The following is a 12,437-nucleotide window of genomic DNA, read 5'->3' on the forward strand; positions in this document are numbered from 1 at the left end:
GGGCAGCGCGATCACCCCCGGCCCACACCGACCCAGGGCACCCCACAAGCACCAGCCACGTCACCGGTTGACCCCGCCCAGAAGGGGCACCCAGTGCTGACCGACATCCCTCACGGACACGGGAGGCCGAAGTGGCGGTCCGTCATCGTCTGATCAGCACGAGCCCGCGGTCCGTCTGGACCGTCCTGGAGGACGGCACCCGGTACGCGGAATGGGTCGTGGGCACATCCTCCTCGAAACCGGTGCACGGACACTGGCCACAGCTCGGCTCGGCGATCGGCTACGAGGTCCGCCTCGGCCCCCTGTGCCTGACCAACGAGACCGTCGTCCGGCGCTGCGTGCCCGGCGAGGCGCTGGAACTCGAGGCCAAGGCCGGCCCCCTCGGCACCGCCCGCATCGCCATCGAACTGCGCCCCTGGGGCGACCACTGCCTGGTCGTCGTGGACGAACACCCCCTGCGGGGCGCGGGCGGCGCGCTGCACAACGTGGCCGTGGAGGCCCTGATCCAGATCCGTCACCGCGCCATGCTCGCCAGGCTGGCGAGGATCTGTGAGACCGACGCGGCCGAGGCCGAGCGGCGCCGCTCCCTCGGCCAGGTGGTGTCACCGGCCCCCGACGAGGGAGGCGCCCGTGCCTGACGCCGTGGTGATCGGGGCCGGCCCCAACGGACTGGTCGCGGCCAACCTGCTCACCGACGCCGGCTGGAGCGTCGAGGTGCTGGAGGAACAGCCGGAGCCCGGCGGAGCCGTACGCCACGACCAGGGAGTGGAGCACGGCTTCGTCAACGACCTCTGCAGCTCCTTCTACCCGCTCGCCGCCGCCTCCCCGGTCCTCGCCGGGCTGCGCCTGGAGGACCACGGGCTGCGCTGGAGCCACGCCCCGCAGGTCCTCGCCCACCCGCTGAGCGACGGCAGGTGCGCGGTGCTCGACCGCCGTATCGACGCCACCGCCGATTCCCTGGAGGCCTTCGCACCGGGCGACGGAGCCGCCTGGTACCGGCTGCACGACGTGTGGGAGACCTTGCGCCCCGCCCTCCTCGACGCCCTGTTCACCCCCTTCCCGCCCGTCCGCCCGGCGGCCCGGCTGGCCGTCCGGCTGCGCGGCACGGGCGGGCTGCGCATGGCGCGCACCCTGGTCCTGCCGGTGCGCCGGCTGGGGGAGGAGGAGTTCCGCGGCGAGGGCGGAGGGCTGCTGCTGGCCGGGAACGCGCTCCACGCCGACCTGGCACCGGAGGCCGCGGGCAGCGGCGGCTTCGGCTGGCTGATGTCGATGCTCGGACAGACCTACGGCTTCCCCGTCCCGGCCGGCGGCGCCGGAGCCCTCACCGAGGCCCTGACGCGCCGCCTCCGGTCGCAGGGCGGGGTGCTGCGCTGCGGCAGGCGCGTCGAACGGATCCTCGTACGCGACGGCCGGGCGGCGGGGGTGCGCACGGCCGACGGCGAGACGTTCGCGGCCGGCCGCGCCGTCCTCGCGGACGTGGCCGTGCCCGCCCTGTACCGCGAACTCCTCGGCCCCGCGGACGTTCCCGCCCAGATGCTGGACGACCTGCGGCGCTTCCAGTGGGACTTCGCCACCTTCAAGGTCGACTGGGCGCTGGACGGCCCGGTGCCCTGGAGCTGCGAGCAGGCCGCGGGCGCCGGCACCGTCCACCTCGCGGACGGCATCGACGAACTCACCCGCTTCGCCGCCCAGCTCGCCACCGGCAGCGTCCCCGACCGTCCCTTCTGCCTGTTCGGCCAGATGACGACCTCCGACCCGTCCCGCTCCCCGCGGGGCACCGAGTCCGCGTGGGCCTACACCCACGTGCCCCACGACATCACCGGCGACGCGGGCGGGGACTCGCTCACCGGGACCTGGGACACCAAGGAGCGGGAGCTCATGGCCGACCGCGTGGAGCACCAGGTGGAACGCTTCGCGCCCGGTTTCCGGTCCACGATCAGGGCCCGGCGCGTCCTCGCACCGCCCACCCTCCAGTCCCTCGACCGGAACCTGCACGGCGGCGCCATCAACGGCGGCACCGCGGCCATGCACCAGCAGCTCTTCTTCCGCCCGGCCCCCGGCACCGGGCGCCCCGAGACGCCCGTCAAGGGCCTGTACCTGGCGTCCGCCGGCGCCCACCCGGGCGGCGGCGTGCACGGCGCGCCGGGCGCCAACGCCGCACGCGCCGCGCTGCGCCGGCCCTTCGCGCCGGGACTGGCCAAGGCGCAGCGGCTGCTGGCCCGCCGCGACCGCACCGGCCGCCGGCAACCCGACGCGGGCGGCAGCGGCGGTGGATGACCGGCGCGCACGACCCCACCGATCACGACCGACGGAGGCGGGACGATGACCCGACACGACGACGGCCCCGACCCCGCCCACCGGCGCCCCGAAGGCGTGAGCGACGAGATGGTGGAGGCGCTCGGCTCGCTGTCGAAGGCACTGGAGACGACCGAGCGGGCCCGGGGCCACCTCTACAGCTTCCACCAGCTCACCGGCACCGCCGACCTCGAACTCGACCGGACGGTCGAACTGCTGCGCGAGGCCGGGCACCCGGACTGGGCGGAGACGGTGCGCACCCAGGTGCTGGGCCGCAACGTGATCCCCGGGCACTGGACGTTCCAGGTCGTCGAGGCCTACGACGCCACGTACTACCGTCCGTTCAAGGAGCTCGAACAGGCCGCCGTCGAGGAACTGGCCGAGGGCCGGGACCACCTCTACGAGGCCGAGATGAAGGAAGCCCGCCGGACCGCCGGCCACCCCGACCACACCGCCCGCCCCGACACCGGCCCGCCGTCCGGCGAAGGGGGCGACCGGTGAGCGGCGGCCCGCTGCGTGGCCGTACCGTCGTGGTCACGGGCGCCGCACGCGGGGTCGGCGCGGCCCTGGCCCGCGACCTGGCCCGGCGCGGTGCCCGGATCGCGCTGCTCGGCCACGAGAGGTCCGGGCTGGAGGCGGTGGCGGAGAGCCTGCCCACGCCGGCGTGGGTGTGCGAGCTCGACATCACCGACGAGGCCGCGCTGGAGCGGGCCGCCGAACGGGTCAGGACGCACCTCGGCACCCCCTCCGCCGTCGTGGCCAACGCCGGGATCGCGGAGGGCGGCCCGTTCGTCACCTCGGACCCGGCCCTGTGGCGCCGCGTGATCGACGTCAACCTCACCGGCAGCGCGGCCACCGCCCGCGCCTTCCTGCCGGACCTGCTGGCGACGAAGGGCTACCACCTCCAGGTCGCCTCGCTGGCCTCGATCGGCGCCGCCCCGATGATGAGCGCCTACTGCGCCTCCAAGGCGGGCGTGGAGGCCTTCGCCCACTCCCTGCGCGCCGAGGTGGCGCACCACGGCGTCGCCGTCGGCATCGGCTACCTGAACTGGACCGACACCGACATGATCCGCGACGCGGACCGCCATCCCGTGCTGCGGGAGCTGCGCGGCCACATGCCGCCGCCGGCCCGGCGCCTGTACCCGGCGGACCAGGTCGCCGCCCGGCTCGGGGCGGCGGTGGAACACCGCAGCACGGCCGTCTACGTGCCCCGCTGGCTGCGCCTGGCGCAGGTGACGCGTGCCGCGCTGCCCCCCGTGGTGCTGCGGGTGGCCCGCCGTGAACTGGCCCGGCTGGAGGCCCAGGACCCCCTGCGGCACACCGGGCTCCTCGGCGCCGGCGGCGAGGCCGACCGGACCGCGGACCGGACCCGCCCGTGACCCGCCCGACCCGCCCGGCCGCCCGGCCGGCCGGGGAAGCACCTCGTGGAACTCAGCCCGGAAAACGCCCCGTGGAACGCAACGACCAGCGTCGCTCCGCGTAGGCCAGGTCGTCGCGCCACAGCCGCCCGGCGGCGGCCCGTACGAGCGGGCGCAGCAGCGGCGCCGCACCGCGCGCCAGGGCGAACCCCGGACGGCCGGACGCCGCCACCACCGCCTCGACGACCGCCGTACGGGGCCGTCCCCAGTCGTCGGGCCCCAGGGGAGTGGCGTGCGACTCGACCACGGACCCCGCCCCCTCGCCCTCGGTGATGCGCATGACGACCGTGCGTGGTTCGGGAGCGGTGAACACCGCCCGCACCGGGACCACCAGCCGCCCCGCCACCTTGAAGGACACGTCCACGGTGAAGCCGTCCCCGGCGGAGCCCTCCGCGCTCCCGCCCGGACCGTCCGGTGCGCCGGCCACGGTGAGGTCGACGAACGAGTAGGGGTGGAACCAGGCCCCGTGCCAGGGGTCCAGACGGTTGGCCACCACGTCCTCGGGCTCACAGACGCCCACGCCGGTGTACACCGCCGTCAGGGCGCGCGCCGGGTCCGGCCGCCGCGGCACCACCGGCGCCTGAAGCGGCGCCTCGCCGCCCACCGCGTCCAGCCGGACCCACAGCAGGACACCGTCGTCGTACGCCGGGAACGGCTCCCAGCCCGCGAAGGGCCCGCCGTCCAGGGCGAGTCCGTGCCAGCGGCACACCAGCGTGCCGCAGCGCACCGGACCGTCCCGCAGCGGAGCGCCCAGATGCGGGCAGATCCCGGGCCCGGCGACCGGACGGCCGGCCGCGTCCCGCCACAGCACCACCTCCTGCCCGGCCACGGTCCGCGCCAGCGGACGGTCACCGCCCGCGTCACGGGAGGCGCCGACGACGTACCAGTTGCCGGACGGACGCGCCCGCGCCCGCTTCAGCGCCCCGGCGATGACTGCGGGCCGGGCCTCGCGCCAGGTGGGACGCTGCCGCTCCCACGGCACCGGGCGCCGGCGCAGGGACAGCGGCAGGCGCCGGCGCCCGCTCCCGGATCCGGTGCTCATGCGACCTCCCCGGGAACCGGCGGGCACGGGGTGAGCGGACGGACGTCCGGACGCCGGGCGCCGCCACGGGCTCGCAGCCGGGCGGCGGCCACCCGGGCGAGCCCGTCCGCGGCCACCACGGCACGGCGCCGGCGCGGCACCACCGCCCGCCGGTGCAGCACCGACCAGCCGTCCCGCGCCACCGCCTCCAGGATCCCGCCGTACAGCACGAACGCCGCGCGGATGCACGGCCGGGACGCCGGTTCCAGCATCGCGAGCCCCGGTGCCGCCTCCCGGTACACGCCCCGCGTCAGCGCCTCGAACTCCTTCAGCGCGGCGGTGACGCGCCGGTCGCGGCGGCCGGTGTCCCGGCACCACCGCAGCAGCGCCCGGTGCGCGCCGTGCGCGGCGAGCAGGTCCGCGGGCAGGTACACCCGCCCCCGGTCGAGGTCCTCGCCCACGTCCCGCAGGAAGTTGGTCAGCTGGAAGGCGACCCCGAGGGCCGCGGCGTGCGGCGCGGCCGCCTCGCGCGAGGCGACCGTGCCGAGGACGGGCAGCATCTGCAGCCCGATGACCGCCGCCGAGCCGTGCGTGTACCGGCGCAGGGCCGCGTAGTCGGCGTAGTCGGTGACCACCAGGTCGGAGCGCATGGCGGTCATGAAGTCGGCGAAGTGCCCGTGGTCGATGCCGTACCGGCGCGCCGTGTCGGCGACCGCCCGCACCACCGGTTCGGTGCTGTTCCCGTCCCGCAGTCCCTTGTCCAGTTCCCGCTGGAGCGCGGAGAGTTCGGCGTCCCGGCGCTCGGGGCCCGCCCCCGTGCCGAGCGCGTCGACGATGTCGTCGGCCCAGCGGGCGAAGCCGTACAGGGCGTGCACGGCGGGGCGCCGTTCGACGGGCAGCAGCCGGGTGGCGAGGAAGTACGTCCTGCCGTGCCGGGCGTTGAGCGCGCGGCAGTGGCGGTAGGCCTCGCGCAGCGCCGGATCGGTGACGCCGGCCGCGTCGAGTTCACGGTCGGTCATACGGAGGCCTCCTGCGTGGGGGTGAGGGGGAGCCGCGGCCGGCGTGGGCCGCCGGTGATCCGTGCCGCGGCCAGCTTCCCGGACAGCAGCACGGTCGGCACGCCGACACCGGGGGTGGTGCCGCAGCCGGCCAGCACGGCGTTCTCGGTGCCGCGGACCAGGTTGCGGGGCCGGAACGGGCCCGTCTGGGCGAAGGTGTGGGCCGTGGCGAACGGCGTACCGGCCGCGTGCCCCTGCGCGTGCCAGTCGGCGGGCGTCACCACGCACTCCGCCTCGACGGCGGCCCCGAGCCCGGCCAGCCCTCGCCGCTCCAGCTCCCGCAGCAGCGCGTCCCGGTAACCCGGCGCCAGGTCCGTCCAGGCGGCGGCGCCCGGCCCGATGTCGGTGTTGGGGCACGGGGCGAGGACGTAGTGCAGATGGCGTCCGGGCGGGGCGAGGGACGGGTCGGTCGCGGTGGGCCGGGTGATGAGCAGCGACGGGTCGCTCATCAGCCGGCCGGTGCGGGTGAGCTCGTCGAAGGTGGTGCGCCAGGCGGCGCCGAAGGAGAGGGTGTGGTGTGCCAGTTGCGGCCAGGTCCGGTCGGTGCCGAGGTGCAGCACGACCGCGGAGGGGGAGTGCCGCAGCCGTACCGGACGCCGTGGCGCGCGGCCGAGGAGCCCGTAGGCGACGGGCAGGTCGGGGGTGAGGACGACCGCGTCGCAGGGGATGCGGCCCTGGTCGGTGACGACGGCGGTGATCCGTCCGCCGGAGCGTTCCAGCCGGGTCACCCGGTGGCCGAACCGCAGGTCGGCGCCCGCGTCGGCGGCGGCGTCCGCCATGGCCCGGGGCAGCGCGTGCATCCCGCCGCGCGGGAAGTACACGCCGGCGACGGTGTCCATGTAGGCGATGACCGCGTACGCGGCCAGCGCCCGGGCCGGCGGGACGCCCGCGTACAGGGCCTGGAAGGAGAAGACCCGGCGCAGCCGCTCGTCCCGCAGGAACCGCCCGATCCGCGCGTCCAGCCGCCCGAACCCGCCGAGCGCCGCCAGCCGTACGAGGTCGGTGCCCAGCAGGCCGAGCGGCGAGTCGAAGTTGGCGTCGATGAAGCGGTGCGTCTGGACGCGGTGCAGCCGTTCCAGCCAGTCGCGCAGCCGCAGATAGCCCGCGGCCTCACGGGCACCGGCGAACCGCTCGACCTCCGCGGCCATCGCCTCGGCCCCGGTGTGCACGTCGAGGCCGCCGCCGTCGGCGAAGCGGGCCCGGTACGCCGGGTGCAGCGGCACCAGCTCCACGCGTCCTCGCAGACTGTCGCCGACGGCGGCGAACGGCTCGTCGGCCAGATCGGGCATGGTCAGCACGGTGGGGCCGGTGTCGATCCGGTACCCGTCGAGCACCATCCGCCCGGCCCGCCCGCCGGGCAGCGCGTCCCGCTCGACGACGGTGACCCGCCGGCCCGCGCCCAGCAGGTGCAGCGCAGCCGACAGTCCGGCCAGCCCGGCCCCCACCACGACGACATGGTCCGTACGTCCCGTCACGGTGCGGATCACCGGCCGGCCTCCCCGCCGCCGGCCGCCCGCGCGGGTCCCGGCCGGGTGCCGCCGGGGTGCGCGTCCCGCGGCGGCCCCTCACCGGCCGCGGAGGCCAGCAGCAGCCGCAGCCGCTCCCCGCCGCGCGGATCGAGGAGGGCACCGTCGACGTGCCGCAGCCCCCGGGCCACCAGCCGGCCGATCATCGCCTCGACCGCGCTCCGCGCCCCGGTGCCCGTCAGCACCTCCCGCACCTCCTCCAGCCGCTCCCCGGTGAGCGCCCCGTGGCCGAGCGAGCGGTCCAGCACGTCCAGGGCCCGGCGGTCGCCGGCCGCCTCGGCCCGCGCGTGGGCGACCGCCACCAGGCAGGTCGGCTTCCCCTCGCCGATGTCCCCGCCCGTCGGCTTGCCGGTGCGCCGCGGATCACCGAAGACGTCGTCGAGATCGTCGCGGAGCTGGAACGCCGTGCCCACACAGCGTCCGGCCGCGCACAGGGCCGCCGCGGTGCCGTCGTCCGCGCCCGCGAGCGCGGCACCGAGGGCGATCGGCCGTTCGACCGAGTACAGGGCGCTCTTGACACGGGCGGTGCGCAGTGCGCGCGGCAGCGACCGCGATCCCGTCGCCTGACCGTGCAGGTCCAGGTACTGGCCGGCCACCATCTCCGTGCGCATGTCGCTCCAGAGCCGGCGCACCGCCCGCCCGCGGTCCCCTTCGAGCGGCGTCTCGGCCAGGAGGTCGTCGGCCCATACGAGCGCCAGGTCGCCGGCGAGGATCGCGGTCCCGTCGCCGAGACGCCCGGCCCGCCCCGCCGGCGCCGCGTCCGCGTACTGGGCGGCGACGTCGACATGGAGCGTGGGCCGCGCACGGCGCAGCGCGGAGCCGTCCATCACGTCGTCGTGGACCAGCGCGCAGGTCTGCAGGAGTTCGAGCGCCGCACCGATCCGCAGGGCCGCCCCGACCGTGGCGGCGTCCCCGCCGCCACAGGCGCGCAGCGCCCACCACAGGAAGCGCGAACGGGTGCGCTTGCCGCCCGTGCGGGTGAAGTGCGCCACCCGTCCGGCCACATCACCGCCGAACAGCGGGTCCACGTCGCGTGCGCGGGTCACCCGGTCGGCCAGCACCCGGTCGAGTACGCGGCCGACCGCGCCGGACACGTCCCGGTCCACGGCGGACGCGTCCTCGGTGCCCGTCGCCGGGTGCCCGACGAGCCGTGGCCCCGCCGTGCCGTGGTCCTCCGCCTGTGTGCGGCCCATCCCGGTTCCTCTCGTCCTGAACGCCGGGCGTTCCCTCGCCCATGCCTTCCGCTCGCGCACCGCACGCGGATGCGGCACGGGCGGGAACGGTCCGGCGCGTGCCGCCGCATGCCTTCCCCCTGTGCCCCCTCGTCTCACCGGCAGCGATCCGTCACACGTCCGAGTGACCCGCATCCGATCGGGCACACAGGCAGGAATGCTGGACACGGGTGCCGAGGAGCGGGAGGAGCGTGCCGTCGTGCTGGACGCCGACGTGGCGATCGTCGGGGCGGGGGCCGCCGGACTGTCCCTGGCCCACCGTCTGTCGCGGACCGTGCCGGGAACCCGGGCGCCGTCGGTCGTCCTGGTGGACGCCCCGCCCGGCCCGATGCGTCCCCCGCGCCGCACCTGGTGCTTCTGGGAAGCGGGCGCGGGCCGTTTCGACGCCGCCGTCACGGCGGCCTGGCGGCACCTGCGGGTGCGTCCCCCTTCCGGACGGGCGGCCGAGGGGGACATCGCGCCGCTGCGCTACAAGATGATCCGGTCCGACGACTTCGAGCACCTGGTCGGCCACGACCTGGCCGGCAGCCCGGTCGTCCGCCGGCTGGAGGCGACCGTCGAGACCGTGGAGGACGTGCCCGGGGGAGCCCTGGTCCGGCTGCGGGACACCGACGCCCGCACCCGCTCCCTGCGGGCCCGCTGGGTGTTCGACTCACGTCCCCCGGGCAGCCTGCCGGCCGCCCGCACCACCCTGCTGCAGCACTTCCACGGCTGGTTCGTCCGCACCGCCCGCCCGGTCTTCGACCCGCGGACCGCCGACCTGATGGACTTCCGCACCCTCCAGCCCGCCGACGGGCTGTCCTTCGGCTACGTCCTGCCCGTCGGCCGCCGCGAGGCGCTGGTGGAGTACACCGAGTTCTCCCGGCGCCCCCTCACCGCCGACGGCTACGAGTCGGCGGTACGGCGGTACACCGAGGACGTACTCCGGCTGGGGGAACTGCGGGTCCTGTCCACCGAGACGGGCGTCATCCCGATGACCGACGCCGTGATCCCCCGCCGGGTCGGTGCCTCCGTCTTCCGCATCGGTGCCGCGGGCGGCGCCACCCGCCCCTCGACCGGCTACACCTTCGCCGGGATCCAACGGCAGACGAGGGCCGTCGCCGCCGCCCTCCGCCAGGGCCGCACCCCTGTGCCGCCCCCCGCCCATTCGGCCCGCTCCCGGGCCATGGACGCCGTCCTGCTGCGCGCCCTGGACAGCGGCCGGGCCGACGGACCCGCGCTGTTCTCCCGCCTCTTCACCCGCGTGCCCATGCGGCGCCTGCTGCGCTTCCTGGACGGCCGCACCCGGCTCCACGAGGACCTCGCCGTCGGCCTGCACGCCCCCATCGGCCCCATGCTCCGCTCGGCGCTGGAACTGCCCGCCCTGCCCCGCCGCCCCTTCGACGGCCCCTGACCCGGGCCGCCCGTCCCTTTCGCACCGGGAGACCGCATGACCCTGCTGCGCGACGAGAACCTCGCCGCCGCCTTCGACCACGCCGCCCGCGGCTACGACGCCCTGGTGGCCGCCAACCCCGGCTACCACGCCCACCTCCGCCGCTCGGCACGCCGCCTGGGACTGCGGGGACAGGGCGAGGGACTGCGCGTCCTGGACCTCGGCTGCGGCACCGGCGCGTCGACCGCCGCGCTCTCCGCGGTGCTGCCGGACGCGCGGATCGTGGCCGTGGACGCCTCCGCCGGCATGCTCGAACGGGCCGCCGCCAAGAACTGGCCGGACGGTGTGACCTTCGTACGGGCACCGGCGGAAGGACTGGCGGAGGCCGGGGTGGAGGGCCCCTTCGACGCGGTGTTCGCGGCCTACCTCCTGCGCAACGTCACCGACCCGGACGCCGTGCTCACCACCGTGCGCGCACTGCTGGCCCCCGGCGGGAGACTGGGCGTGCACGAGTACACGCTCGGCGGACGCCGCGCGGACCGCGTGGTGTGGACCCTGGTGTGCCGCGGCATCGTCCAGCCGGCGGCCACCGTGCTCGGGGACGCCGAGCTCTACCGTCACCTGCGGCGCAGCGTCGTGGAGTTCGACACCGCCGGCCGTTTCGCCGGCCGGCTGCGCGCGGCCGGCTTCGAGGCGGTGCGCGCCCTGCCCCTGCCGGGATGGCAGACGGGCATCACCCACACCTTCGTCGGCCGGCGGCCCCGCACGGAGAGCGAGGACGAGGGATGAACCCCGCCCGCCGCCCGGACGCCACCCGGCACGGCCGGGACCGCCGCGCCCGGGTGCTCGCGGCTCCGCCCGGGACGCGCCGGATCGAGGGCGCCCGCCCGACCACCGCCGTCGTCGGCGGCGGCATCGCCGGCCTGGCCGCGGCGACCGCGCTGGCCGAGCGCGGCGTGGCCGTGACGCTCTACGAACGCGAACCCTTCCTGGGCGGACGCGTCGGCGGCTGGCCGACCGGCCTGGCGGACGGCACCCGGGCGACCATGAGCCGGGGCTTCCACGCCTTCTTCCGCCAGTACTACAACCTGCGCGGTCTGCTGCGCCGTACCGACCCCGGCCTGGAACGGCTCACCGGCCTGCCGGACTACCCGCTGCGGCACGGCGACGGACCGCGGGACGGCTTCCGCCACGTCCCCCGCACCCCGCCGTGGAGCGCGCTCGGCTTCGTCGCCCTCAGCCCCTCCTTCCGCGTGCGCGACCTGCGCCGCATGAGACCGCTCGCGGCCCTCGAGCTGCTCGACGTGCGCGTGCCCGAGGTGTACGAACGCCTGGACGGCGTCAGCGCCCACGACTTCCTCGACGCCGTGCGCTTCCCGAGCAGCGCCCGCCACCTGGCCTTCGAGGTGTTCTCCCGCAGCTTCTTCGCCGACCCCCGGCACCTGTCGGCCGCCGAGATGGTCCTGATGTTCCACATCTACTTCCTCGGCTCCGCCGAAGGGCTGCTGTTCGACGTGCCCGACGCGCCCTTCCCCGCCGCCCTGTGGGACCCCCTGGCGGGCTACCTGCGACGGCACGGCGCCCGGATCCGCACCGCCACGGCCGTCGAGCGCATCGCCCCCACCGGGGACGGCGGCTACGAGGTCGCCACCACCGGGGAGGAGCGCCGTCACGACACCGTCGTCCTCGCCCTCGACGCCGCGGGACTGCGCGCCCTGGTCGCCCGCTCCGGCCGGCTGGGCGACGGCCCGTGGCGGGAACGGATCGCACGCCTGCGCGACGCCCCGCCGTTCCTGGTCACCCGCCTGTGGCTGGACCGGCCCGTCGCACCCGACCGGCCCGCGTTCCTGGGCACGAGCGGATACGCCGGCCTCGACAACATCAGCGTGCTGGACCGCTACGAGGACGAAGCGGCCCGCTGGGCCTCCCGCACCGGGGGCTCCGTCGTCGAACTCCACGCCTACGCCCTGCCCCCGGACGCGTCCCGGGACGTCGAGCGGAAGCGGCTGACCGCGCAACTGCACCGCGTCTACCCGGAGACACGGACGGCCGTGATCGTCGACGCCCGGCACGAGTGGCGGGCCGACTGCCCGCTGTTCCCCGTGGGCGGCCACGCCGACCGGCCGACGGTACGCACCCCGGAGCCCGGTGTGACGATGGCCGGCGACCTGGTCCGCACCGACCTGCCCGTCGCACTGATGGAACGCGCCGCGACGACCGGGTTCCTCGCCGCCAACGCCCTGCTGGAACGCTGGGGAGTACGCGGCCAGACCCTGTGGACGGTGCCCGACCGGGGACGCGGCGCCCTGCTGCGTTCCCTGGCCCGGCTGGGGCGGCCGGCGGGCTGACGGGAAGCGGCGGCGGCCGGGGTCAGCCGCCGGGCCCGGATCGTTCGGCCCCCGCCCCCGCCGCGGTGAGGTGTTCGAGGACGTCGGTCCGGTGGAGGAGAGGCGGTCGAGGACGGGCGGCCGGTTGTCCGGCCGTACGGCGGGGCCGGCCCGGTCAGGTGCGCCAC

11 protein-coding genes are annotated in these 12,437 nt (G+C 76.5%); 7 read left to right on the forward strand and 4 right to left on the reverse strand.

What is annotated here, in order from left to right; genetic code table 11:
- Positions 1–131 precede the first annotated feature (131 nt).
- The 4 genes from ACZ62B_RS26895 to ACZ62B_RS26910 are packed head-to-tail and all read left to right on the forward strand — an operon-like array spanning position 132 to position 3,674.
- A complete protein-coding gene (locus ACZ62B_RS26895) occupies positions 132–638 on the forward strand; it encodes an SRPBCC family protein (RefSeq protein WP_468723559.1) in 507 nt (168 codons plus the stop codon).
- Positions 631–2,277 carry a phytoene desaturase family protein gene (locus tag ACZ62B_RS26900; RefSeq protein ID WP_468723561.1) on the forward strand — a complete coding sequence of 549 codons (1,647 nt, stop codon included), beginning with the start codon at positions 631–633 and terminating at the stop codon, positions 2,275–2,277. Before ACZ62B_RS26895 ends, ACZ62B_RS26900 begins: the two co-directional genes overlap by 8 nt.
- A 45-nt stretch (positions 2,278–2,322) precedes the next feature.
- Positions 2,323–2,796 (forward strand): hypothetical protein, encoded by a 474-nt coding sequence (locus ACZ62B_RS26905; RefSeq protein ID WP_344560129.1) that lies wholly within the window; start codon positions 2,323–2,325, stop codon positions 2,794–2,796.
- On the forward strand, positions 2,793–3,674 hold the full coding sequence (locus ACZ62B_RS26910) for an SDR family oxidoreductase (protein WP_468888859.1): 882 nt from the start codon (positions 2,793–2,795) through the stop codon (positions 3,672–3,674). Before ACZ62B_RS26905 ends, ACZ62B_RS26910 begins: the two co-directional genes overlap by 4 nt.
- A gap of 52 nt (positions 3,675–3,726) precedes the next feature.
- Here ACZ62B_RS26910 and ACZ62B_RS26915 read toward each other — a convergent pair whose 3' ends face one another.
- The 4 genes from ACZ62B_RS26915 to ACZ62B_RS26930 are packed head-to-tail and all read right to left on the reverse strand — an operon-like array spanning position 3,727 to position 8,511.
- A complete protein-coding gene (locus tag ACZ62B_RS26915) occupies positions 3,727–4,755 on the reverse strand; it encodes a DUF5914 domain-containing protein (protein ID WP_469692330.1) in 1,029 nt (342 codons plus the stop codon).
- Entirely contained in the window at positions 4,752–5,753 is a 1,002-nt protein-coding gene (locus ACZ62B_RS26920; protein ID WP_468723569.1) for a phytoene/squalene synthase family protein, read from the reverse strand. The genes ACZ62B_RS26915 and ACZ62B_RS26920 overlap by 4 nt, the downstream gene beginning before the upstream one ends.
- The gene (gene crtI / locus ACZ62B_RS26925; protein ID WP_344560133.1) at positions 5,750–7,279 is read right to left on the reverse strand and encodes a phytoene desaturase family protein; all 1,530 of its coding nucleotides are present in this window, start codon (positions 7,277–7,279) and stop codon (positions 5,750–5,752) included. The genes ACZ62B_RS26920 and crtI overlap by 4 nt, the downstream gene beginning before the upstream one ends.
- Positions 7,276–8,511: a polyprenyl synthetase family protein gene (locus ACZ62B_RS26930; protein ID WP_468884501.1), complete on the reverse strand. Its 1,236-nt coding sequence runs from the start codon at positions 8,509–8,511 to the stop codon at positions 7,276–7,278. Before ACZ62B_RS26930 ends, crtI begins: the two co-directional genes overlap by 4 nt.
- Positions 8,512–8,707: 196 nt before the next feature.
- Here ACZ62B_RS26930 and ACZ62B_RS26935 point away from each other — a divergent pair, with 196 nt between their 5' ends.
- The 3 genes from ACZ62B_RS26935 to ACZ62B_RS26945 are packed head-to-tail and all read left to right on the forward strand — an operon-like array spanning position 8,708 to position 12,270.
- Positions 8,708–9,943 (forward strand): lycopene cyclase family protein, encoded by a 1,236-nt coding sequence (locus ACZ62B_RS26935; RefSeq protein ID WP_468723574.1) that lies wholly within the window; start codon positions 8,708–8,710, stop codon positions 9,941–9,943.
- A 36-nt stretch (positions 9,944–9,979) separates the two neighbouring features.
- Entirely contained in the window at positions 9,980–10,711 is a 732-nt protein-coding gene (locus tag ACZ62B_RS26940; protein WP_468723576.1) for a class I SAM-dependent methyltransferase, read from the forward strand.
- Positions 10,708–12,270, forward strand: coding sequence for an FAD-dependent oxidoreductase (locus ACZ62B_RS26945; protein ID WP_344560137.1), 1,563 nt, complete (start codon positions 10,708–10,710; stop codon positions 12,268–12,270). Before ACZ62B_RS26940 ends, ACZ62B_RS26945 begins: the two co-directional genes overlap by 4 nt.
- Positions 12,271–12,437 lie beyond the last annotated feature (167 nt).

The organism is Streptomyces sp. NPDC053426 (assembly GCF_055585405.1).